This is a genomic window from Pseudobacter ginsenosidimutans (genome assembly GCF_007970185.1).
In the GTDB taxonomy this organism is placed as follows: Bacteria; Bacteroidota; Bacteroidia; order Chitinophagales; family Chitinophagaceae; genus Pseudobacter; species Pseudobacter ginsenosidimutans.
The window spans coordinates 6,580,844-6,604,497 of sequence record NZ_CP042431.1 but is presented as its reverse complement, the minus strand read 5'-3'; the positions used below and the strand labels follow the sequence as shown (position 1 = coordinate 6,604,497).

General features: G+C 46.7%; 17 protein-coding genes. 11 read left to right on the top strand and 6 right to left on the bottom strand.

Going from position 1 to position 23,654, the window contains the following annotated elements:
• The first annotated feature begins 33 nt into the window (after nt 1-33).
• The 5 genes from FSB84_RS25850 to FSB84_RS25830 all read left to right on the top strand — a co-directional run bounded on the left by FSB84_RS25850 (nt 34) and on the right by FSB84_RS25830 (nt 8,788).
• Nucleotides 34-1,185, top strand: coding sequence for a FecR family protein (locus tag FSB84_RS25850; protein WP_130540729.1), 1,152 nt, complete (start codon nt 34-36; stop codon nt 1,183-1,185).
• Nucleotides 1,186-1,406: 221 nt separating this feature from the next.
• Nucleotides 1,407-4,742, top strand: coding sequence for a SusC/RagA family TonB-linked outer membrane protein (locus tag FSB84_RS25845; RefSeq protein WP_158644123.1), 3,336 nt, complete (start codon nt 1,407-1,409; stop codon nt 4,740-4,742).
• Between the two features lie 11 nt (nt 4,743-4,753).
• Entirely contained in the window at nt 4,754-6,166 is a 1,413-nt protein-coding gene (locus FSB84_RS25840) for a RagB/SusD family nutrient uptake outer membrane protein (RefSeq protein WP_130540727.1), read from the top strand.
• 41 nt (nt 6,167-6,207) lie between these two features.
• Nucleotides 6,208-7,518, top strand: coding sequence for a TlpA family protein disulfide reductase (locus FSB84_RS25835; RefSeq protein WP_130540726.1), 1,311 nt, complete (start codon nt 6,208-6,210; stop codon nt 7,516-7,518).
• The gene (locus tag FSB84_RS25830; protein ID WP_158644122.1) at nt 7,508-8,788 is read left to right on the top strand and encodes an alkaline phosphatase family protein; all 1,281 of its coding nucleotides are present in this window, start codon (nt 7,508-7,510) and stop codon (nt 8,786-8,788) included. Before FSB84_RS25835 ends, FSB84_RS25830 begins: the two co-directional genes overlap by 11 nt.
• Nucleotides 8,789-8,871: 83 nt before the next feature.
• On the opposite strand, the gene FSB84_RS25825 is transcribed toward FSB84_RS25830, so the two are convergent.
• The 6 genes from FSB84_RS25825 to FSB84_RS25800 all read right to left on the bottom strand — a co-directional run bounded on the left by FSB84_RS25825 (nt 8,872) and on the right by FSB84_RS25800 (nt 14,213).
• Complete coding sequence (locus tag FSB84_RS25825; protein WP_130540724.1) at nt 8,872-9,738, bottom strand: type 1 glutamine amidotransferase family protein; 867 nt, start codon at nt 9,736-9,738, stop codon at nt 8,872-8,874.
• Nucleotides 9,739-9,827: 89 nt separating this feature from the next.
• Nucleotides 9,828-10,580, bottom strand: coding sequence for a sulfite exporter TauE/SafE family protein (locus FSB84_RS25820; protein WP_130540723.1), 753 nt, complete (start codon nt 10,578-10,580; stop codon nt 9,828-9,830).
• Nucleotides 10,581-10,588: 8 nt separating this feature from the next.
• The gene (locus FSB84_RS25815) at nt 10,589-11,890 is read right to left on the bottom strand and encodes a radical SAM protein (RefSeq protein WP_130540722.1); all 1,302 of its coding nucleotides are present in this window, start codon (nt 11,888-11,890) and stop codon (nt 10,589-10,591) included.
• A 55-nt stretch (nt 11,891-11,945) separates the two neighbouring features.
• Nucleotides 11,946-12,554, bottom strand: coding sequence for a hypothetical protein (locus FSB84_RS25810; protein ID WP_130540721.1), 609 nt, complete (start codon nt 12,552-12,554; stop codon nt 11,946-11,948).
• A gap of 34 nt (nt 12,555-12,588) precedes the next feature.
• Nucleotides 12,589-13,155 (bottom strand): hypothetical protein, encoded by a 567-nt coding sequence (locus FSB84_RS25805; RefSeq protein ID WP_130540720.1) that lies wholly within the window; start codon nt 13,153-13,155, stop codon nt 12,589-12,591.
• A 14-nt stretch (nt 13,156-13,169) separates the two neighbouring features.
• A complete protein-coding gene (locus tag FSB84_RS25800) occupies nt 13,170-14,213 on the bottom strand; it encodes an agmatinase family protein (protein WP_130540719.1) in 1,044 nt (347 codons plus the stop codon).
• Between the two features lie 168 nt (nt 14,214-14,381).
• On the opposite strand from FSB84_RS25800, the gene FSB84_RS25795 reads away from it, so the two are divergent.
• The 6 genes from FSB84_RS25795 (at nt 14,382) to FSB84_RS25770 (ending at nt 23,560) form a co-directional block, all read left to right on the top strand.
• The gene (locus FSB84_RS25795) at nt 14,382-14,936 is read left to right on the top strand and encodes an RNA polymerase sigma factor (protein ID WP_130540718.1); all 555 of its coding nucleotides are present in this window, start codon (nt 14,382-14,384) and stop codon (nt 14,934-14,936) included.
• An 86-nt stretch (nt 14,937-15,022) separates the two neighbouring features.
• Complete coding sequence (locus FSB84_RS25790; RefSeq protein ID WP_130540717.1) at nt 15,023-16,177, top strand: FecR family protein; 1,155 nt, start codon at nt 15,023-15,025, stop codon at nt 16,175-16,177.
• A gap of 232 nt (nt 16,178-16,409) precedes the next feature.
• On the top strand, nt 16,410-19,790 hold the full coding sequence (locus FSB84_RS25785; RefSeq protein ID WP_158644121.1) for a SusC/RagA family TonB-linked outer membrane protein: 3,381 nt from the start codon (nt 16,410-16,412) through the stop codon (nt 19,788-19,790).
• 12 nt (nt 19,791-19,802) lie between these two features.
• Nucleotides 19,803-21,275, top strand: a complete 1,473-nt coding sequence (locus FSB84_RS25780; RefSeq protein ID WP_130540715.1) for a RagB/SusD family nutrient uptake outer membrane protein — start codon at nt 19,803-19,805, stop codon at nt 21,273-21,275.
• 19 nt (nt 21,276-21,294) lie between these two features.
• The gene (locus FSB84_RS25775; RefSeq protein WP_130540714.1) at nt 21,295-22,008 is read left to right on the top strand and encodes a DUF4843 domain-containing protein; all 714 of its coding nucleotides are present in this window, start codon (nt 21,295-21,297) and stop codon (nt 22,006-22,008) included.
• A gap of 22 nt (nt 22,009-22,030) precedes the next feature.
• Nucleotides 22,031-23,560 carry a PKD-like family lipoprotein gene (locus FSB84_RS25770; protein ID WP_158644120.1) on the top strand — a complete coding sequence of 510 codons (1,530 nt, stop codon included), beginning with the start codon at nt 22,031-22,033 and terminating at the stop codon, nt 23,558-23,560.
• Nucleotides 23,561-23,654: the final 94 nt, after the last annotated feature.

The window sequence follows — 23,654 nt, the reverse complement described above, 5'->3', positions numbered from 1 at the left end:
GTCATCCTATCATTTCAAATAAACGAATGGCCCATGTTCGATCGCATCCGCTATCTTTTCGGACTGTATATGGATAAGACCATATCAGCGGCAGAAGAGAAGGAACTGGCTGAGCTTGCTCTTGATCCCGGGAACAAGGACATTCTGCTCAGGTTGGAGCAGGAGTATTGGGAAAAGGAGCCGCTGGTGGCAATGGAAGAAGAAGAAGCCGAAAATTTCCTGTCAGGCATACTGGATGGCAGGCAGCCTGTGATCAGGAAGTTTCATTGGAAGCAACTGGTTGCTGCTGCATCAATCCTGTTGTTATTGGCGGCGGGAGGCTACCTCATGTTATTCAACAGGTCCGTTGATAAAACCAAAACGCCCCTGAGCCAGGAACAGCGGTTCAGGAATGATGTGAATCCCGGTAAATACAGTGCCAGACTGATGCTGGCTGATAGCAGCATCATCATTCTCGACAGCGCTGCAATAGGGGAGTTGACCACACAGGGCAATACATCGGTTATCCATCAGGGTAACAGGCTGATCTATGAAGAAAGAGCAGGAGCAAAGGAAGTGCTTTATAATACTATCACTACAGCCAAAGCAGAAATATTTGCAACTGAATTGTCTGATGGCACCAAAGTATGGCTCAATGCTGCTTCCAGTATCCGCTTTCCTGTTTCCTTCAATGATAAGGAACGGAGAGTGGAAATAACAGGTGAGGCATATTTCGAAGTGGCCAAAGATGTTTCAAGACGTTTTACGGTTCTGGCAAATGGCGCTGAAGTAGAAGTGCTGGGTACCCATTTCAACATCAATGCCTATACCAATGAGGGCGCGGTACGCACCACTCTCCTGGAAGGAAAAGTACGTGTGAGTGGTAAGGGAACTGTTGCCATGCTGAAACCGGGGCAACAGGCCAGGCTTGCCGCCGGCCTCGAAGTGATAGATCATGCTGATCTGGAAAACGTGATGGCCTGGAGAAATGGCAGGTTCTATTTCAATAACAGCAATATGGAAGTGATCATGCGCGAAGTGGAAAGATGGTATGATGTTGAAGTGGAATACCAGGATGCCGTGCCGCACCTGTTTGTTGCAAAAATCCCAAGGAATGAGCCCATTTCTGAATTGCTGAAACTGCTGGAACTCACAGACAGGGTACATTTCAAGATCGAAGGAAGGAAAATTATCGTTATGAAATAATTGAAGCAGAAAAATCTTTTGAAGGTGTTGACCAACAAAAAAGGGAAGTGATTGCAGCACTTCCCGGAATTGTTCAGGTTAACCCGAATATTCAATCTGTCGGACTGTTTATTGTTTAACCCAAACTAAGCAAAGTTATGCTATTCAGGGCTCTTTGTAAAGCTCTCCTATGGGATGAGTTTTCAACAACCAAAACCTGCCAGCGGGTAAAGCTGGCGCTAATGGCTATGAAATTGACGGCCATCTTACTATTGACTGTAGCCATACAGGTGAGTGCGAAAAGTTTTTCGCAGCAACTCACATTCTCTCTGAAAAATGTTCCAATCGAAAATGTATTCAGGGAGATCGAGAAACAAACAGGGTACAGTTTTGTGTATACCCAAACAGAAATGTCAGGCGCCCGAACAGTAACCATGAAAGTGGAGAATGCAAAGCTGGAAGATGTACTGGCGCTTTGCTTCAAAGAACAACCATTATCGTATACCCTCAGGAAAAAATTCATTGTGGTAAAGGCGAAAGCCCCGGTACCTGTTAATACTATACCTGAAGAAATGCGGCTGCTTCCTCCGCTGGTGGATGTAAGAGGGCGCCTTGTGAATGAGGGCGGTGATCCGGTTGCGGGCGCCACTGTAGCAGTGAAAGGCACTGCGAAAGCCACCAGCACCAATAGCAATGGCGAATTTGAATTGAAGGCGGTGGATGAAAAAGCCACGATCATATTCAGCTCCACCGATATCGAAACCATCGAAATAAAATTGAATGGAAGAAGGGAGCTTTTTTTATCTGCCAGTAAAAAAATAAGTAAGCTGGACGAAATTCAATTCATCAAATATGGAATTACAACCCAGCGATACAGTACAGGATCCATATCCAAAGTAAGCAGTGCAGAGATCGGACGGCAGCCGGTTGCCAATCCGCTTGCGGCACTGCAGGGCAGGGTGCCGGGTTTGATCGTTTCAAGTACCAGCGGCTTGCCTGGCGCAGCTTTTAAGATACAGATCAGGGGACAGAATACCCTGAATCCTACCACCAACAACAATGTGATGCCATTCGATAATCCGCTGATCATCATCGATGGTATTCCTTTTGCGCCCAACAACAGAAATGTGAATCAACTCAATTCACTCGCGGCGCCGGGAACAGCTGCCTTTTATGGAAATCAATATAGCGGTATCAGCCCATTGACTGCTATCAATCCGGCAGATATCGAAAGCATTGAAGTATTGAAAGATGCTGATGCTACGGCCATATTCGGTTCCAGGGGCGCCAATGGCGTGGTTATGATCACTACCAAAAAAGGACAGGAAGGCAAATTGAGAGTGAATACTACTGTGTACAAAGGTGTAAGCCGGATCGGTAAAACGGTTGAGCTAATGAACACCAGAGAATACAGGGCGTTCAGAAAAGAAGCCATTGCGAATGATGGCCGGACTCCCAATATGGCGGAGGATTTTGACCTGCTGGTTTTCGATTCAACAAAAGATACAGACTGGACAGATTATTTCCTGGGAAAATCCAGTACGGTTACAGATGCATTTACACAATTGTCGGGAGGCAGCGCCAATACCAGTTTCAGGCTTTCTGCCAATTACCGGGAAGAGACCTATGTAATGAGAGGCGACTTCCTCGACAGGCGGATGGGCGCTAATTTCAGCCTTCATCATGAGACTCCCAACAAACGTTTCTCGCTGGACCTTGGCGCGAATTATACTTTTCAAACCAACAATTCGGCAGGCAGATCTGATGCCCTGGGAAACTTTACAACGTTGCCCAATTATCCTGATTTCCTGGATAAGGATGGTAACCTGGTTTGGTCCTATAAGGGAATAGAGATCTCCAATAATCCTATGCAGTACCTGAAGCAGGGGTATACAGGCAGGACCTACAGCCTGCTTACCAATATGACCATCAATTATAAGATCCTGGATGGGCTGCAATTCACTACTATCATGGGTTATAATACCAATTCATTTGATGAGGTATTTATGAGGCCAATCAAGGCGATGGACCCAACATTCAAATCGGGTGTATCCGTTTTCGGTAAAAGGACATCAGGCATATGGACCGTAGAGCCGCGCCTGGAATATAAACGGATCATAGGGAAAGGTAAATTGGTGATGGTGGGAGGATCCACCATTCAGAAAGAATTCGAATCTTCCTCTGAGATTACAGGATCGGGTTATACCAATGATCTGCTGTTGCAGTCTCTGGCTGGCGCCACTGTGATCGAAAAGAGTAATATCGGAGAACGGGAATTCAAATATGCTTCACTGTATGGCAGGATCAATTACATCCTTCAGAGCAGGTATATCGCAGATATCAATCTGAGAAGGGATTATTCAAGCAGGTTCGGGCCTGGCAAGCAGGTAGGCAATTTCGGCTCTGTTGGATTGGGCTGGATATTTTCCGAAACCTCATTGATACGCGATCATTTCAATTTTCTCAGCTATGGTAAGCTAAGGGCAAGTTATGGCACTACCGGTAATGATGCTATTTCGGATTATCAATTCATCGATAACTGGCAACCTACTTACAATTCCTACCAGGGTTCTGTTGGTTATAATCCGATGAACCTCTATAACCCGGATTTTAGCTGGGCCGTGAATAAGAAACTGGAAATAGGTACTGAGCTGGAATTCCTGCAAGGCAGACTGTTCTTCACGCTGGCCTGGTACAGGAACAGGTGTGGCAATCAGTTGCTCGCTTACAGACTTCCTTTTCAAACCGGCTTTGCAAATGTGACCATGAACCAGAATGCTACAGTGGAAAATTCAGGTTTCGATTTTGTGCTTACCACGCAAAATGTAAAGAAGAAAGGTTTTAACTGGACCACCAGTCTGAATATCAATATTGGCAGGAACAAGCTCATTGACTTCCCGGGTATCGAAACCTCCAGCTATGCCAATACTTATACTGTAGGTGAATCCGTGAACGTAAGAAAACTCTATCATTTACTGGGAGTGGACCCTGCTACCGGCGTATTTCAATATTATTCTGCTGCCAATGGCAAAACAGTGGAACCTGAGCACAAGACTGATCGCATTATCAACCTGGACCCTGCTACTCCAAAGTTTACAGGTGGTATCAACAACTCGATACGTATTGGTGATTTTACTTTCGATATCATGCTTGAGTTCAGAAAGCAGGTCGGCGCCACATTCCGGCAATCTATTTATACCGGAGCTCCCATCGGTAGCCGGAGCATCAACCTTCCCAAAGCATTGCTCAATCACTGGAGAAAGCCTGGCGATGTCTCCGAATATCAAAAACTGACAACAGGTTATTCAGGCGATGCTTATATAGCCGGCATGTATTTCGGCGCCTCAGATGCAGCTTATGGCGATGCATCCTTTATCAAGGTCAGGAATATTGCGCTCTCTTATGATCTTAGCCGGCATTTATTGAAAAAGATGCAGTGGATGGATATACAGTTGTTCGCTTATGCGCAGAATTTATTTACGATCAGCGGATACCAGGGCGCTGATCCGGAAACGCAGGCATACACCAATGTGCCACCTGTGAAGACAGTGGTGGCTGGTATTAAGGTAAACTTATAAAAGCATCAAAAATGAAATCATTCAAACATATATTACCAGGCTGTTTAATTGTCTGCCTGTTTTGTTCCATATTGATGATAACCGGCTGCAGGAAATTTGTAGAGCTCGATCCTCCCAAAGACAGGCTGAGTAGTAAAGTGGTGTTCAGCGACAGTGCCAATGCAACAGCAGCGGTATTGGGGATTTATATCGATGCCATCTCAAATAAGCAATACCCGGATATTTTCAATGGAGGGCTGACCATCTATACAGGTCTGTATACCGATGAGCTCAAAATGGCCGGTTCTACTGATCAGTATGAGACAGAATTTTATTTGAACAACCTGAATGAAAAGAATTCGGTGATTTGGACATTCTGGAGATCAGCTTACCTGACGCTATATAAAGCGAATGCATGCATCGAAGGAATTGAAGCAAGCGGCACCCTTGGACAGCATGTTAAGGACCGGTTGACCGGCGAAACGAAATTCGTTCGTGCCTTCATGTACTATAACCTGCACAAGGTCTTTGGAGCAGTTCCACTTGCGCTTACCACAGATTTTGCCACCAATGCTTCTATGCCGCGTGATCCGGCAAACAAAGTGCTGGACCAGGTGGTAGCTGATCTGGAAGCGGCAAAGGAACTGTTGCCAGCCACTTATCCAACTGAAGGCAGGGCGCGTCCTAACAAGTACACAGTGATTGCATTGCTGGCCCGCATCCGGCTGGAAATGGGAAATTGGGAAGATGCAGAAAAGGAAGCCAGTCTGCTGATCAATAACAGTGATACTTATGCGCTGGAAAATAATATCGGGAATGTTTTTCTGCGCAACAGCAGGGAAGCGATCTGGCAGTTGTTACCCCCGGATGGAAATCAAACTGTGGAAGGATCAAGGATTATCCCATTGAATGAAACAACCATTCCACGGTATACCCTCACAGACTGGTTATGGAATGATTTTGAAAACAATGACCTGCGGCAGCAGGAATGGACGCGCACCAATACCATCGGGAATATTCCATTTAACTATCCTTACAAGTATAAGGTAAGAAGAGGCGTAGCCGGTCAGCCTGCAGAACCATACACTGTATTCCGGCTCGCAGAAACTATTTTGATCAGAGCCGAAGCCAGGGCCAGGCTGGGAAATGTGGACGGAGCAAAAGATGACCTGGACCTGGTGCGTGCGCGCGCAGGTCTCGATCCCACAACAGCAAATGATCAGTCATCACTGATCGATGCTGTGCTGAAAGAAAGGCGTATCGAATTGTTCTGCGAGTTCGGACACAGGTTCACAGATCTGAAGCGGACCAATCGTTTGGACGCTCTGATGAATATCATCACCCCTCAAAAAGGTGGAGCATGGAAAACGGAGTACACCCTTTTGCCTTTACCATACGAACAAATAGAAGCAAACCCCTTCCTCACACAAAACCCGGGATATTGATTTCCCCGGATTGATTTTACCATACCAATAAATTAAATGTCATGAAAAGAGTCATCTTCTCATTAGGATTGCTATGCCTGTATCATTTACCTGGCAATGCGCAAACAGCTGTGAATACTACGCTGAATATCCTCCCGCAGGTAGGACAAAAAATGCCCGATTTCGAGCTTGAAGGTGTTCAGCAATTTGAAAAGAAAACTGTTAGCCTTTCGGATTTCAAAGGTAAGTGGCTGGTGCTTGATTGCTGGAACCGTTATTGCGGCTCCTGCGTGGAAAGTATGCCGAAGATCAATGAGTTCAATAAACGATACGGGCAACAAATGCAGTTCATCATGGTGGGTTATAATGGTTCACAGTATGGCGGCGAATTGGCTGACAAAGCCATCAGAGCTGACTTTGAAAAGTACAAGGCGAAACATGATCTTACATTCCCGGCAGCCTTCGATTCAACAATATTTCACCGGTTCAGCATCTATAGTTGTCCGCATATTTTTATCATCGATCCGTCCGGGATCGTTCGTGGTATCACGTATATGTTGACAAAGGAAAATATCGAAGACTTCCTTGCAGGGAAACAACCCAAATTACCCAGGGCATGGAGAAAAGGTGAAAACAAGGTCACTTATGAAGATACCCGTCCTTTCCTGATCGATGGTAACAATGGAGCAGCCACTGATTACTTATACCGTTCCGTGATATCTCCGTACAAGGATTATATGCATGGTCAATCTCAGTTCCGCATCAAAGGAAATCAAATGCAGGTAATGGGGGTTGATCTCGCATCCCTTTATCGCTATGCCTATACAGGATCCGGATACATCGCATTGGATGAGCGCCAGTACAGTGAATACTACCGGAATGTAGTATTGGAACTGGCCGATCCTTCTCTGTTCAAACCCAACCGGAATTTGAGGACGAATACTTTTTGTTATAGTATCGAATTGCCTGAAGGAAGAGCGAAAGAGTCCAATATCAGAAAGATACTGCAGCGTGATCTGAAGAATTGTTTTGGATTTGCAGTGACTGTTGAAAAGAGAAAAATGCCGGTGCAGGCACTTGTGAAGGTTGCCAAAGTGGCTCCGGTAGTGGTAAAGAACGTAAATGCCTCACGCTCCAGGTTCAAAACGGTGAATGATATAATGTCGTACTATTTCAATGCAACATATTTTGGATCCGGCATTCCCATCTTTGATCAGACTGGTATCACCGGAGAATTTGACATAGAGGTGTATTGTGATTTCAATGATCTGAATGATATCCGCCGTGCCTTGCGCGAGCATGGATTTGATGTGATCTCCATTGTAAAAGAAATGAAAGTGGTAGTTATTAAAGATGATAAAGATGAAATGTAATATCCTGATCTGTCTGTTGCTCCTGATGATGCAGGGCGCAGGGGCACAGCCCTCCCGGCATGTTATCCTTATCAGCATCGATGGGATGCGGCCGGAGTTTTATCTTTCCGATAGTTTTCCCACTCCGCATCTGAAGCAGCTCATGAAGCAGGGTGCTTATGCCAAGCAAATGCGAAGCGTGTTCCCTTCTTATACCTATCCTTCACATGCTGCAATGCTGACCGGGGCATTGCCTGCCAGATCAGGCATTCACTACAATGTAAAAAGAGGATTGAAGCAATGGAACTGGATGCTGAGCGATATAAAAGTTCCAACCATCTGGCAGGCTGCCAAAATCCGGAACATCAGGACTGCTGCCATACAATGGCCAATAAGTGTGGGCGATGATATAACCTATAATGTTCCTGAAATATGGGACACGCTTAGGGCGCATGATCGTATCACTGTTGCGCGCAGGTATGCAACAACAGGACTTGTTGAGGAATTGGAGCTGCATGCAACCGGCAGACTCGATGCTGTGAACATGAGTGAGCACACATCACAACTGGATGTCAATGCCGGTAAGATGGCTGCTTATGTATTCAGGAAATATACACCCGGCTTGCTGGCGGTTCATTTTACAGGGGCAGATTACCAGCAACATGAAAATGGCCGTGATGATGAGAAAGTAAAACAGGCATTGAAGACTATCGATAGCACTATCGGTCATATCCTGAAAACTGTAGAGGACTGCCAATTGAGTTCGTCCACAACTATCCTGGTGGTAGGCGATCATGGATTTTCAGATACGCGCGTTGCCATCCGTCCGAATTCATTATTGAAGAATGCAGGACTGGCGGAGAAAGTCAAATTTCAATCTGCCAATGGGGCTTCCTTTCTCTATGGCAGTGATACTTTCGCCATCAGGAAGGCGAGGGAACTATTCGATACGCTCTATGGCAGGAAATGTTTTACGATCCTTGAAAAAGACCGTCTCACAACAATGGGAGCAGACCCTGATGCAGTGTTCGCCTTATCTGCACATCCCAGATGTGCTTTACTCAATGGAGATGAAGAACCTGTTTGGTTTCCAACCAGAGGAGCTACGCATGGATATGATCCGCAGCGCCCCGAAATGATGACGGGATTCATTGCAGCCGGCGCCGGTATCCGAAAAGGGAAGGTGATCGAAGATCTGTGTGTAACCGATATCGCTCCTCTACTGGCTGCAATATTGAAATTATCATTTACAGCCCCTGATGGAAAATTGATCCCTGGATTGCTTGAGTAATAGCAGGCTTTCCTAAAATCAAAAGCCCGACTCATCAGAGGCGGGCTTTTATAATTAAAATAACTGTGGTATATATGCGAGGATTAGTTTTGAACCCTGAAATTGAATTTGAGCGTTCCAACTGATTCGCCATCACCAGGACTGAATTTTACCTGTTGTGCTTTTTGAATGGCGATGCTTTTGTATTGTGCTTCAGAAGTAGTGGAACCTCTTGGCTGAAAAGTGGCAGAAATTACTTTACCATTTTCATCTACACGGATATCTACATACACTGTGGCATTTTCATTGAAATCATCTTTGAAAGAAGGCAGTCCTGTGATCCTTCTTCCCTGTAATCCTTTGGAGATGGTTACTCCATTGCCTCTGCCGCCGCCAGTATAATTATCGGAGTTGGGATTGCCGCCGGGTCTTCCCTGATCGCCGGTTCCGCCTGCAACGCCCTGGTTGCCGCCTTTCTTGTAACTGTCTGCTTCGTTACCACCGGTGCCTGTGCCGCCAACGCCACGCATGGTTGCTTTCGGTTTGGGAGGTGTGGGAGCAGGAGGCGCTTCAACAGGTTTCTTTACGGGAGGTGTTTTCACTGTTGCTTTCTCGGGAACTTTCTTCACCTCTGGTTTGGTTACCTCCGGCTTCTTCACTTCCACAGGATCACTGGGAGCATCATCTGCTTCCACTTCTTTATCTGGTGCATCGGGAGTGGGTGTGGGAGGAGGAGGTGTGTAGCTGGCCTGTTCTGCCGGCGCAGGAGAGCCGGGCTCGAAGGGCTGGTCGTCGCCAAAGCCCTGGTCGCTGCTGCCGAGATTCACTTCGATACCTTCTTCAACAGGAGGTTCGGGGATCGGTGGTAGTGACCATCGTACAAACAGGAAGATCAGTAACAGGGCGCCACAAATGATGGCAGTGTAAGTGCCCGCCTGCATGTTCTTCTTCGATTCAAAATTTTCTGTCATACGCCGGGAATTCTATGTACGAATGTACCAATGTTTCCTCTAAACGTTGCAAATACTATGCTAATTGTTAAACGAACGCTGAAAATCGTCTATTTGAAAAAGATGTCATATGCAAAGCGAAGAATGGTAGCGCATACAACAATGAGGAAGAAGACCCTGATGAAAGTATTGCCTTTGAGCAATGCCAGTTTTGCGCCGCACCAGCCACCGATCATATTGCAGATGGCCATGGGAATGGCAACTGCAAAGATGATCTTTCCACTTAATAAAAAGAAAACGATAGAGCCCAGGTTGGTACTGAGGTTCACGAACTTCGCGTTGGCGCTGGATTGCAGAAAATCAAAACCAAGTATGCCGATAAAGGCCAGCACGAGAAAGCTGCCTGTGCCCGGTCCGATGAAACCATCATAAAATCCAAGCACAAGACTGATGAGCGCAGCATACCACCATTGCTCTTTTTCAGAATGCTCTCTGGCAGTATGTGATCCGAATTTTTTATTGGTATAGGTGTAGATGGCTACCACCACCAGCACGCACAAGAGTAATGGCTTCATGAAACTGTTGCTTACCATCGTCAGTAATCTGGAGCCACAGAAGGCGGCACAAAAAGCGATGCCGGCCATCAATGCCAGCATGGGATAGTTAAGCTTTACTTTTTTTGCGTATTGATAGGCTGCCACGGATGTGCCACTGAAGGCGGGTATTTTTAGTGTACCGATCACCGTTGCTACGGGGTACTGCGGCAACAACACTAAAGCGGCGGGTGTTTGTATCAAACCTCCGCCACCTACAATTGCGTCAACAAATCCTGCCAGAAAAGCTACAATACAAAGCGCGATCATGAGTGGAATTAGTGTGCGAAATCAGCTTCATAATCTCCCCTGATCCTTTCCATCGGTGGATTGAAATAACCGAATTTCAGATCGGGGAATTCCTCACGGATCAACTCCTGCATCTGTTTTACGCCGATCATTTCCACTTCGCCATGGAATCCGATCTTGCCCAGGTACCAATCCGGATCGATATTGAAATTCCTCCATTGGATCATATTCAGTCCGGTATCGATGATCAGTTTGCGCAGCGCTTCATATTCTTCCACGGAGTCTGTCATACCCGGGAATACAAAGTAGTTGATGCTGGTCCAGCCGCCGAAGGAGCGCACCACTTTCAAACTTTCGATAATGTCTTCGAACTGGTAATTATTGGGGCGGTAATAAGCTTCGTAAATATGTTTGCGTGCAGAGTTGGTGCTTACACGGATGGAGTTGAGCCCTGCTTCGCATAATGCTTTAACTGCATCCGGTTTAGAACCGTTGGTATTGATATTGATAGAACCTTTCTGTGTATGCTTGCGCATCTCAATGATGGAGCGGCGGATGGTTTCCCACATCAGCAGCGGTTCACCTTCGCAACCTTGTCCGAAGCTCACGATAGGGTAGGGAGCGCTTTCCAGGTGCGGAACAGTGAACTCCACGATCTCTTCTGCGGATGGTTTGAAAGTAAGACGGTCCTGTGTGCTCACGATCTCTTCATCGCTTGGCTGGAAGGAGATGCAACCGATGCAATTGGCGTTACAGGCCGGAGAACTTGGGATCGGACATTCCCATCTTCCCATAAAATAATTTCTGGCGGCAGGGCAGTTATACGTGAGACAACAATTCTCCGCCAGGTGTTTCACCAGCCTGTTATGCGGATAAGCTTTGAGGAATTCGGCAACGCCGCCCTGGATCTTCACATCATCGAAGCCGCCACATTCCTGGCGGATATCCTGTTCGATGCGAACGGCGGGTACATAGAATTTATCATTGTGCCAGGCGGCGGCAGTATAACAAAAGAGCGGAAGAGTGGGGGCATCATGACCAGTCTCATACGCGGCCAGGTAAAGTCCGGTATGAGCCGGAGGAATGAAAGCAGCGGTAGCCCATCCCAGTTCACACAATCTCATTTCGCCGGTTTTTACATCGATGCCGATTCCCCGGCGGCCGGGCAGTTCGTACAGGGTGCCTCCTTCGGGCAGTGGGATCCAGTCTTCCACGGGAATGGGAAATGCGTCCCATCCTGCACGGCCTACTGCGTAAAGGGATATGTCTTCGAAGATATTTCCCTTTCCATCGGAATACAATAAATACGGACTCTCTTGTAATGCAGCCATCGGGATCCTTGTTTTTAGCGGGCGCCGGCGGGCCGGGCCATCCCGGATCCATCGCTCAGAACCTGCTTGTTCCTAAATAATGCCTGCAAAATTCGTGAATTTGATCCAGTTCTTCGAATTCAAGATTCTTCCGGAGCTCGAAATGGTAAGATTTATTGGAGGAAGTTTGTACCGTAATGCTGTCGTACCGGGCATTTACCCCATTGATATTGCTCCAGATAAAGAATTTTTGCTCAGGCAGATCGGGTATGCTGATACCGGTATGGTGGATGGCCAGGTATTCTTCCGTGAGGAGCTGTTTTTCCAGGTAAAAAAGATAAAAATAGGCGGCACTCAGAACCACATGCACGGAGCCGAACAGCCAGGCTTTTTCCAGCAGGAGGGTGATGCCGATGCCCAGGAAGAAGAAGAACTCCACCAGGCGGAAGAAGAGATTCACTTTGGGCATCGCTTTGAGGATATTGGAGCCCGCAAACACCAGTATCAGGATGTCCGCCGCTATCAGCAGGAGGCAACCGAGATAAAAATAATTGGCGTGATGAGAGAAGGCATGGGTGAGTGCATGAAGAAGGATAAAGCCCGCAGCAGCTAAATGAAGGAATTTGCCGGAGCGTTTCAGCCTCTGGAAATCTGGATGCACTACCGGAAGGGAAAGGGAATTCATACAGTGCAATTTGGCGTAAGATGCAAAAATGGAATTATTCCACAGGGATCTGTCCGGCTTTTTTTAATTGTTCATGACAATACTGATTGAACTCGTCTTCGTCGGCTTCATCCTCTTCATCGTCTACCACTTCCCGTTGGAGCAGTTTATTATTGGTGAAGTCCAGTGTGATGAGGCCATCTTTCAATACGATATTATTGAACTGACTCCAGGCATATCTTTTTTTGAAGAGGGAATTGATCACCACCTGACTGTCTGTAAACCCGATCTCCAGTGAATATTTTGCCTGGTATTCCAGTAATGCCAGAATGATAAAAAGAAAACTGATCCATTGGAAATAGGGCATCTTCATCCATACGAGTGCAGCCAGGAGCAGGGCGCGGCTGTAGTATACCTTTCTGCCTTTGGAAGAAGCCCATATATTGTATGCCAGCACGCCGGTAACAACGATGGAGCCGATGAAGTATGCAAAACTTATATGTTGTTGCAGGATCAGCTCCCACACGAAGAATACCACCGAGCCGGCGCTCAGGAGGATGCCGAAAATATCGATGGTTTTGCTGTGTTGGTTTTTAAGGCTGACTACATATTGATACACCATATTTGCCGGATAAGTTATGAATTGCTTGCCACCAGCAAATTACATAACTTCCACAAAATACGGGCACTAACATTGGCGTCCCATTCATTATCACCCACTCCGGTTTCAACAAGATCGAAACCGATAATGGTGCGGCCGCTCTGCATCACCCTTTTCAGGAGATAGAAAACATGGGCAGCTTCAAATCCGCCGGGAACCGGTGTGCCGGTATTGGGGCAGAGTTTGGGATCCAGTCCGTCTATATCGAAACTAACGTATACCTGTGAGGGCAGTTTGTCTACGATCTCATCTGCGATCTTCTTCCAGGTTTCGCCTTCGAATAATCTTTCTTTGATGTCTTTGTCGAAGTAAGTGGTTACGCGGCTGGTATTGGCGCGAACGAAGTCCCATTCTTCTTCACAGTAGTCTCGAACGCCTACCTGTACCAGTTTGCTGAGGGGCGGGATCTCCTTCAGAGCGTTGTACATGATGCTGGCATGGCTGTAGGTGAAGTTCTCGTAGCCTTTGCGGAGGTCGCAGTGCGCATCTATCTGGAGAATTCCGAAATCATTGTGTTTTTCAGCGATGGCTTTGAAATAGCCGAGTGGCGTGCTGTGGTCGCCGCCGAGCAGGGCTACCAGTTTGCCTTGCTGGAGCAGGGTGCGGGTTTGTTCGTATACCCAGTTGTTGAGGTAAACTGCGCCTTCATTGATCTCTTTGAGGGATTTGCACATGAAGCTGTTCTTTTCCACCAGTTCACCTTTACTGGTATAGTCGATGTAGAGCTCGGCTTCCTTGCGGAGATAGTCGCTTTTCAGCAGTACTTTCCTGTCTGGGCTCCGCATAAAGAATCCCTCTTTCCAGGCCTGCTTGCAGTCTGCATCGAAGAGGTCAACCTGCATGCTGGCCTTGAAGATATGATCAGCGGCCCTGGCAGTGCCTGCGTTGTAACTTACTGTCACTTCCCAGGGAACCGGCAGGATCACCAGTCTGGCATCCTCTTCATTGGTGGGTAAACCAAATATATTGTTGTTCGGATTACTCGCCCCATTGGGATCGAAATGCGATAGGTCTGTCATGTTTGAAGGAAACTCCCGTTTAAAAAGCCGTGCAAGTTAGCACAGTTCCTTTAAGATGCAAAATTATCTGAATAAGTTGCAAAATGGGGGCAAGTGGGCATCCGGGATATACACAATATTTCTTTATTATTGTACCCTTAACTGCTTAATCCCTAACCCGGAGACCCGATGTTATTGGAAAAGGAAATCATAGAAGCCTTCATACAGGGCGAGAACGCGGCTTTTGAACAGGTGTACAAAACTTACTTCAAAAGGCTCGCTTATTTCGCCAACAAGCTGATCGGTGACCCGGAACAGGCGGAAGATATTACCACAGAGTCCCTGCTCAAATTGTGGGACCGCCGCCGGCAGTTCGATAATCCCTCTCATATCAAATCCTGGCTTTACCTGACGGTCCGCAATGCCTGCATCAATCACCTGCAGGAAACCGAAAGGCACAATCGTTCGCACCAGGAGATCGGTTATCTCTCCAATATTAATGAAGAAGATCATGACCGCCATCGCATCGATGCCGAACTGATCAACGAAATATACCAGCAATTACAAACCTTACCTGAACAATGCGCTCAGGTTTTTGAGCTGATCTACTTCAAGGGGAAGACTACCAGCGAAGCTGCAGAGCTGCTCAACACCAGCACCAAGAATGTGCTGAATCAAAAACTGAAAGCCATCAAACTATTGAAAGCGCTGCTCCTTAAGCGCGGATTGATGCTCTTATTATAAGCATCGAAAAAAAAACTTTGCCTTTCGCGATGGAAAAACCTTCCACTGCCTGTAATAGTATTAGAAACCTGTCTTAACACAATAGAATGGCGCATCAACCATCGATAGAAGAATTACTGATAAAGCAATTACAGCAGCCCCTCAACGCCGCTGAGGAGGAGATATTGAATCAATGGCTGGAAGCATCCTCAGAGAACAGGGAGCTGTACAACAGTTTTCAAAACAAGGAATTACTGGAATCAAAGCTGGATGAGTTGCAGCAGTTTGATGAAAATGCAGCCTGGAACAAAATGGTGGCCTCCGGTAAATGGACGCCTGCGGATAAAAAGAAAGTGGTGCGCTTATTCCGTCAACCCTGGCATTATGCAGCTGCAGCTGTATTGTTCCTGGCAATTGGTTCAGGTGTGTATTTTCTTGTTGCAAAAACGGACACACAACCTGTGGCAGTTGTGGAGAATACGGAGATCCTGCCCGGAAAGAACCAGGCCATTCTTACTATCGGTGATTCCGTGATCAATCTCAGTGATCAGAAATCAGGCATCGTTACCGCAGGCAATGCCATCGTCTATAATGATGGAGAAAAGATCGCGGAAACAAATAAGATGATCACACTCTCCACACCACGTGGAGGACAGTTCCAGGCAGTACTTCCTGATGGATCGAAACTATGGTTGAATGCTGCTTCATCCGTTGAGTTCCCCTCGAAGTTCAGCAGTAAGGATCGGACAGTTAAAGTTTCGGGTGAAGTGTATTTTGAAGTGGCGCAGAACCAGCAGTCGCCATTTATGGTAAAGGCCGGCAATACAAGCGTACAGGTACTGGGCACCAGTTTCAATATCAATGCTTATGATGATGAAAGGGTAGTAAGGACCACACTGGTCAACGGAAGCGTACGTGTGTCGCCGTTAGAGTCCAACAGCGGTAATGTAATATTGAAACCGGGCCAGCAGGCTGTTTCATCAAACAATGGCGAGATCACCGGAGTATTCAGTCCTGAGCTGGCGAATATCCTGGCCTGGAAGAATGGCTTCTTCAGTTTCGAGAAAGCGGACATTGAAACAGTGATGAGACAACTGGAAAGATGGTACGATATCAAGGTAGAATACCGCGGTGCTATACCCACAGTAAAACTGAATGGAGATCTCGACAGACAGATCCCGTTATCAGATGTACTCAAGTATCTTTCCCGCTTGAATATAAAGTTCGAAAGAGAAGGCAGGACCATTACAATTCTGCCGTAAACCAAAACTATGAGATGGCATTAAAAAACAAAACCGGAAGTGTTTGCGTCACTCCCGGCAGAGTTCGAGTTTATTAATTAAAAACAGGTCTCGCGAAAGACTGCTTATTACTTCACCCAAACGTACCAAAGTTATGCAAAATGTGGTTTCCTTCTCCCATAGAAGGGGGAAATCCGCTACGCGCCGTGAACTGCTGCCGGCCGGGCGGAAATTAAAGCCAATACTATTAGGTATGAAACTGACTGTACTCTTACTGACTGCTGCTTTCCTCAACGTAAGCGCCAAGAGCTTTTCCCAGAACATTAGTTTTACAGGAAGCAATGTGCCGATCGAAAAAGTGTTTGCCGAGTGCAAAAAGCAAACAGGCTACAGTTTCCTTTATCCCAGTTCCTTACTCACCATTGCACACCCCGTGACCATTCACGCCAGCAATGTTCCCCTGGAGCAGTTCCTGAAAGAACTGTTCAAAACCCAACCCATAGGATACGAGATCAACAACAGGAGCATACTCCTGTTCCAGAAACCTGATGCACCCGTACCCTTAAATCCTAAACCTATTCAAAGTATTACTATCGGTAATGATGAACCGATACCATTCCCTGTAAAGATCAGGGTGATCGATACGCTGGGTATTCCCATGCCCAGGGCTTCTGTAATGGTGAGGAACAAAAAGATCTCCAAAGTCACCAATACCGATGGTATCGCAGAGATCCAGGTGGAGATCGGAGACGTGATTGAAGTGAGTTATGTTGGTTATGAAACCACCACGCTCACTATCAAATACCTTGCGCCTGTGTTCCATGTGAACCTGAAACTTTCTTCCAAAGGAATGGATGAAGTAGTAACAGGTTATACTAAACTCAGGAAAGAAAGTTTTACCGGCAACTCCATCCGTGTAACCAAGGATGAGATCCTGAAACTGGGCAACAGGAATGTGATCAGCGCCCTTCAGGCATTTGATCCCTCCTTCCGTTTGGAGGTGAACAATCTCCGCGGAGCGGATCCCAATACAATGCCGGAATTCTATATCCGTGGCCGCTCCGGCATCGGTCAGAAATCCCTGGAACCGGTGGATGTATCGGAAGCCGCGCTCAGCAACAATCCCAACCTTCCCATCTTCATCATGGATGGATTTGAGATCTCCGTAGAACGTGTATATGATTTCGATATCAACCGTATTGCAAGTGTTACCATTCTTAAGGATGCTGCTGCAACAGCCGTGTATGGTTCACGTGCAGCCAATGGCGTGGTGGTGATACAAACAGTAGCGCCGGTGCCTGGTAAACTGCATGTGGATTACAATTATACCTCCACACTCAGTGTACCTGATCTGCGTGATTACAACCTGATGAATGCCGAAGAGAAAATACGTGCAGAAGAACTGGCGGGGTATTATAAGCCCGAAGGTTCATACACTGACGCAAATCTTACGCAGGAATTACTGGCCAAGAGAAACCAGATCAAACGCGGTGTTAATACGGACTGGATTGCACAGCCCCTTCAAAATGCGCTCAACCAGAAACATTCACTGGGTTTCGATGGTGGCTTCGATCAGCTGAGGTTCGCTCTCCGGTTGAATTATGATACAGAGAAGGGTGTTATGAAAGGATCAGGCCGCGAACGTAAAAGCGCTAACCTGCAGATCGATTACCGGCTGAAGAAATTCCAGATAAAGAATGATTTCACTTACGATATCGTGGATGCCCAGGACTCACCTTATGGTAGTTTTTCGGATTATACCAGGAAGAACCCTTATGATGAGGCTTTCGATGCAAATGGAAAACCATTGGACAAAACAACAAGGTGGCGCTGGATGGGTTCCGAACTGGCGCGCGTCAATCCCTTGTATGAAGCCCTCATGACCAGAAATTTCAGCACCAATAGCTACCAGGCCATCACCAATAATACCGGCATCACCTGGACGCCGTTGAGCAAACTGACAGTGAGAGGTGAGATCGCATTGGGACGCAACATTGCCAGGTCCGACAAATTCATCGATCCGGCTTCTGCCACACAAACAGGCATTGACGACAAGGGCAGGGAAGGAAAACTCACCATCGGAAGAAGGGACGCCTACTCTTTCAACACCAATATCTTTGCGAGCTACGTGAATAATTTCGGAGGACATAATATGATGCTTTCCGGAGGTGTGAATATAAAAGAAGACAAAGGCTCCCAGGTATCTGAATTCTATGCCGGCTTTCCTTCCGGCGAATTGAACTCTCCCAACTATGCTGCTTTCATGGATCGCAAATCCACCTACGTTGATAACGTCAACAGATTGATAGGTATGTTCACACAATTGAACTATACTTACAAGGATATCTACCTGCTGGACCTTGCAGGAAGGGTGGATGGTAATTCAAGTTTCGGAGACGAAAGAAGGTTTGCTCCTTTCTGGAGTGTAGGTAGTGGCATCAACCTGCACAACTATGAATTCTTCAAAAGCAAGGTCTTCAACCGTGTGAAATTGTTCGGCTCTTTCGGACAGCTGGGTAAAACGAATTTTGCTCCCTACGCTGCCAAAGGAACTTATACCGTTAACCAGTCTATTTACAGCACCGGTACAGGTGTACTCATAAGAGCAATGGAGAATCCGCTGCTCTCCTGGGAGATCACCAATACCACTGATCTGGGAGTTGAAATGAGCTTGCTCCAGAACAAGATGATGGTAAATGTCAACTGGTACAATAAGGTAACGAAGGACCTCGTGAATGATGTTGATATGCCCATTTCCTCCGGCTTCCCAACTTACAAGGACAATGTAGGCAAGATCAGGAACCGCGGGATCGAATTGAGATTGTCTTACGATATCATCAGGAAAAAGGATTTTTACTTCAGCGTATTCGGCACTTTCGCATCCAACAAGAATACACTTCTTGAATTATCCAATTCACTCAGACGTTACAATGAGCTGGTGAATGATGAGTACAAAGACTTCAATGATGCGCTGGCAGTTACTGAAGACCCTGCCCGTAAAAAGAAATATACAACAGCCCATACCAAATATGTTGAAGGTGCTTCCGTAACGGCCATTTATGGTATGCGTTCACTGGGCGTGAACCCTGCTGATGGAAAGGAAGTGTATATGCGCCCTGATGGTTCCATCACGTATGTATGGACTGCAGGCGACCAGGTGGTGATAGGCGATGCAACTCCGAAAGGGCAGGGAAGCTTTGCCTTCAATGCAGTGTACAAAGGATTCTCACTCTACGCCAACTTTATGTACCAGTTCGGTGGACTTGACTACAATTACACACTCGTAAGTAAAGTGGAAAATGTGGACCTCTACAATACCAATGCAGACCGCAGGGTGCTGGACCAGCGCTGGCAGCAACCCGGCGAACTCACTTCGCTGAAAGATATTGCAGACAGGCTTTACATCACAAGACCCACATCACGTTTCATTCAGAAGAATAATTTCGTAAGGATCGACGCCGTGACCCTCGCTTACGATATTCCTCAGCAAAAGGTGGCCAAAATGGGATTGTCGAGATTGAAGATCCAGCTTACCGGCAATAACCTGGCAACCATTTCTTCCATACAACAGGAGCGTGGCCTGGATTTTCCCTTTGACCGCAAATTCGAATTGACACTCAGAGCAGGACTTTAAAACTTACTGATCATGAAAAAAATCACCCTACTACTTGTTATCATTTCTTCTCTTACAGGATGTAAGAAATGGCTGGATGTACAACCTTCTGATCAGATCGTGGATAAAGAGCTGTTCAGCCAGGCCCAGGGCTTCCGCCATTCCCTGAATGGTGTATATATCCAGGCTGCCGGTAAAGAGCTCTTTGGTAAGAACCTGAGCTGGGGCCTGAATACTGCCTACTCGCAGGAGTATGATGGCGCGCATATGTCGAACGATCGATTCCTTGCCTATAATTTCGATAAAACGAATCCTTTCAGCCAGGACATCATAAACGAGATCTGGACAAAAGCATACAATAATATCGCCAACTGCAACAAGCTCCTGAAGGAGATCGAAGCACTTTCCGAAAGCAGCTTTGCACAGGGACGTTCCGAACGCAATCTCATCATTGGTGAAGCTATGGCTATGCGCGCACTGATGCATTTCGAATTGCTCAGGCTCTATGCTCCTGCACCTGCAAAGGATCCCAACGGAAAATTTATTCCCTATGTGAATACCTATCCTGCCAAACTGAACCCGCCCGTAGCAACCAGCCAGGTGATAGACAATATCACTGCTGATCTTGAAAAGGCACAATCGCTGGTGGCAGAAAATGATACCATCGTGAACAGGTCCGGATTGGCCAATGGTTTACAAAACAAGCTGAGCAGTGTGGGATTTACCCAGGCGAATGCTTTCTTCGCTTTCAGGATGCACAGACTCAACTATCTTGCCATTCATGGATTGCTGGCCCGTGTGTATCTCTATGCAGGCAATTATGCGAAAGCAAAACAGTCCGCTAAATATGTGTATGAGAATTTCGGACCGCATGGCCGGTTGAAATTCTCGGAATTCACTTCGGAGCTCAATGCTACCACCACCAGTGGCAACAGGTACAGCAAACTGGCCGATGATATTTTATTCGCTGCGTATGATGCAGATCTTATTGCCAATCTTTCTGCAAATTATCAGAACAGTTACAGGCTTTCAACAGATGTTGATCAGTGGTTTCCTGCAACAGACCGTGATTTCCGTGCCGGCTTCATCAGTGAATTCCAGACAGACAATCAAAATCAGAAAGGAAAGGTTTCTGATAAATGGCTGGAAAGCCGGGCCATAAATTATGATGTGAAAGCGCAGAATACCATTGTGCCGGTTCTTCGCCTGAGCGAGGTTTATTATATCTACAGTGAAACACTGTTCAAAGACGGTGAGACCAATGAGGCACTGAACGTGCTGAACCAGGTGCGGAATGCAAGAGGTAAGCTTACCACTTTCTCCCAGTCAGATGAAACAGCGTTCTACCAGGAACTGCTGGCGGAATATCGCCGTGAGTTCATTAATGAAGGACAAACCTTCTTTGCCTACAAACGCCTGCAGCGGAACCTGATGCGTGGCTCGCAGGTGATTGTGCTGGACGATCGTTTCATATTGCCCATCCCTCAGCAAGAGCAAATTTTCTAGTAACAGGAAAAAAGACTGCATGAAAAAGACAATCTCAACCATCATATTTTCAGGAACAGTTGCTTCCATTTTGTTTTTGGCATCCTGCAAAAAACAAGAAATAGGCGTTTACAACAGCGGCAGGTATCTGCAATTTGTAACCCCTTTCCAGGATTCCATCTCTTTTTCGTTTTTCTATCATCTGGGAAAAAATGAAGTGACCATCGGGATGCCTGTTAAACTTATAGGCCAGTTATTTTCAGAAGACCAGCAATACACCGTGGAAGCCCTGCTTTCAGAAGGAACTGCTACAGCAGCCAATTACAGTCTGCCTGCAGCACAGGTATTCAGAAAAGGAGTTACCCGTGATACCGCCTGGATAACTGTAAAGAATACACCCGGGCTGGAAACCTCCAACCTTAGGCTGGTACTGCATCTCAAAGGAGGTAGTCAGATTGAGCCCGGCCAGACGGAAGCCACGTATAAGATCATTCGGTTGACTGCCAGCGTTAGTAAGCCAACCTGGTGGGACAGTAATATGGATCTGTATTACCTGGGCCGCTACAGTGAAAAGAAATTCCGAAAATTCATGGAAGTAACAGGCGTGGGCGATCTGGAACCGCTCAACAATAACCAGCGGCTGATCTATTTCCTTCAGTTCAAATATTACCTGATCAACCAAAAGCAAAATGGTACCCCGGTGTATATGGAAGATGGCGCAGACATGCTCAGTACCGTTCCATTGCTTGGCTAATCATTCAACCAAACTGACTACAATGAAAACCAGTAATATCTTTCGTTTGCTCCTCATCACAGGTCTGTTCCTGCAGTTGTCCTGTGTGAAAGACACGAGCAATTTCGACTACGTAAAAGGCAATCCGGTTAAGCTCTCTTTCGATATCACCAGTGCTCTGGTAGCCGTGATCGATGAGCCGCTTGACATTGTGCCCAAAAGGGAATTTGAAGTGGCCGGCAAAACCATTAATGATTATGATCATGAATGGTATCAGGATGGGAAGCTGCTATCAAAAGATGCTGATCTCGTTTACCTCGGCTCAAAACCGGGATATGTAATGCTCAATTATTACATGATCGATAAGGAAACAGGGCTGAGATTTGAAACGGGTCCTGTTACTATGACCGTGATCTCTCCCTATGAAACCGGTTGGGTTGTTCTGTATGAAAAGGACGGGGAATCTGAGATTGCGCATATTCGCAAAACACCCACAGGATATCGTGATCAGCTGGCCCTGTATAAAGACAAGAACAATGGTGAAAGCCTGGGAAGTCATCCGCTCCGCATCAAGGATTACTACGTGAACGGAGGCAGGGGCGTGGGCATTATTCAGCAGGGTGGACAGGGATCGGTAGAGCTTTCTGGTTTCAATTACGAAAAGAGGCTGGTGGTAAATGAATCCTTCGTGGGCGGCAGACCCGCAGGACTGAATCCCGTGAATGCGGGTTTCTATGAAACTGCCGACCTGCTGGTGAACGATGATGGAAAATTGTATGCCCGTCTCTTCCAGACCAACCCGATCGCCTTCACTGTTCCCTGGCTGAACATTCCACTGGAGGTCAGCAAGGGAATGAAGATCAAACATCTCTGGGATGTGCAGTCAGGCTATACGATGTATACGGTGATGTATGATGAACTGAACAACAGGCTGCTCTATGCTTCGCTGAAACTGGTACAGAATATCACTTTCGGAGCTACGCTGAAGATCGATACATTTCCGCCTCCTCCTGTTTATTTACCTGTACCGGCTGGCTATATCAATCCATCATTACCGCTGACCGGTTACGACTATATCTGGGGCGGTACATTCAAGGATGACCTTATAGTTTCCTCCAACCCTGTGTTCATTGTGCGCGAGCAGGCTACCGGTGAGGTATACCTGCAACCTTTCACATTCATGAACCTCATGGGCATCCAAACCATCCATACTCCCGGCATGAAGCAAACATTCACCGGTAAGCAATACCTGAATGCCAATACAAAATTCGTGGCGATCAAAACAAGGAGCTTCCTGTTCTTCTCCGGAGATGCCGATAACAAAGGTTTGTATTACTACGATGTGAGCATCGGCGGCGCTACCAAAAAATACCATACACTTCCTGCATCCATCACGGCGCTTACGCAGAGTGAGGATGGTCAGCAACTGGCCGTGGGCCTTGCGGATGGTACTGTGATCTTATACGATATCTCCAGCCAGTCATTGCTGAGTGGAGGACCGGTTGAGCTGCACCGTTTGAGCGGGCTCGGACGCATTGCTGATATCAGCTTAAGGGGAGGATCACCACAATAGGCATAATCCAATAACAATATAACAGTATTCCCTGCTGAACGCCTGAGTAAACCGGGTGCAGGGGATCCTTTTGCTCAAAAAAACAAACAGTAAA

Bases quoted from the DNA above. Each gene is read 5' to 3' on its own strand.
- FSB84_RS25775 (WP_130540714.1), top strand. From the start codon at position 21,295: ATGAAAAAGACAATCTCAACCATCATATTTTCAGGAACAGTTGCTTCC.
- FSB84_RS25815 (WP_130540722.1), bottom strand. From the start codon at position 11,890: ATGGCTGCATTACAAGAGAGTCCGTATTTATTGTATTCCGATGGAAAG.
- FSB84_RS25845 (WP_158644123.1), top strand. From the start codon at position 1,407: ATGGCTATGAAATTGACGGCCATCTTACTATTGACTGTAGCCATACAG.
- FSB84_RS25840 (WP_130540727.1), top strand. From the start codon at position 4,754: ATGAAATCATTCAAACATATATTACCAGGCTGTTTAATTGTCTGCCTG.
- FSB84_RS25825 (WP_130540724.1), bottom strand. From the start codon at position 9,738: ATGACAGAAAATTTTGAATCGAAGAAGAACATGCAGGCGGGCACTTAC.
- FSB84_RS25795 (WP_130540718.1), top strand. From the start codon at position 14,382: ATGTTATTGGAAAAGGAAATCATAGAAGCCTTCATACAGGGCGAGAAC.
- FSB84_RS25850 (WP_130540729.1), top strand. From the start codon at position 34: ATGTTCGATCGCATCCGCTATCTTTTCGGACTGTATATGGATAAGACC.
- FSB84_RS25810 (WP_130540721.1), bottom strand. From the start codon at position 12,554: ATGAATTCCCTTTCCCTTCCGGTAGTGCATCCAGATTTCCAGAGGCTG.
- FSB84_RS25790 (WP_130540717.1), top strand. From the start codon at position 15,023: ATGGCGCATCAACCATCGATAGAAGAATTACTGATAAAGCAATTACAG.
- FSB84_RS25820 (WP_130540723.1), bottom strand. From the start codon at position 10,580: ATGATCGCGCTTTGTATTGTAGCTTTTCTGGCAGGATTTGTTGACGCA.
- FSB84_RS25770 (WP_158644120.1), top strand. From the start codon at position 22,031: ATGAAAACCAGTAATATCTTTCGTTTGCTCCTCATCACAGGTCTGTTC.
- FSB84_RS25785 (WP_158644121.1), top strand. From the start codon at position 16,410: ATGAAACTGACTGTACTCTTACTGACTGCTGCTTTCCTCAACGTAAGC.
- FSB84_RS25830 (WP_158644122.1), top strand. From the start codon at position 7,508: ATGAAATGTAATATCCTGATCTGTCTGTTGCTCCTGATGATGCAGGGC.
- FSB84_RS25800 (WP_130540719.1), bottom strand. From the start codon at position 14,213: ATGACAGACCTATCGCATTTCGATCCCAATGGGGCGAGTAATCCGAAC.
- FSB84_RS25835 (WP_130540726.1), top strand. From the start codon at position 6,208: ATGAAAAGAGTCATCTTCTCATTAGGATTGCTATGCCTGTATCATTTA.
- FSB84_RS25780 (WP_130540715.1), top strand. From the start codon at position 19,803: ATGAAAAAAATCACCCTACTACTTGTTATCATTTCTTCTCTTACAGGA.
- FSB84_RS25805 (WP_130540720.1), bottom strand. From the start codon at position 13,155: ATGGTGTATCAATATGTAGTCAGCCTTAAAAACCAACACAGCAAAACC.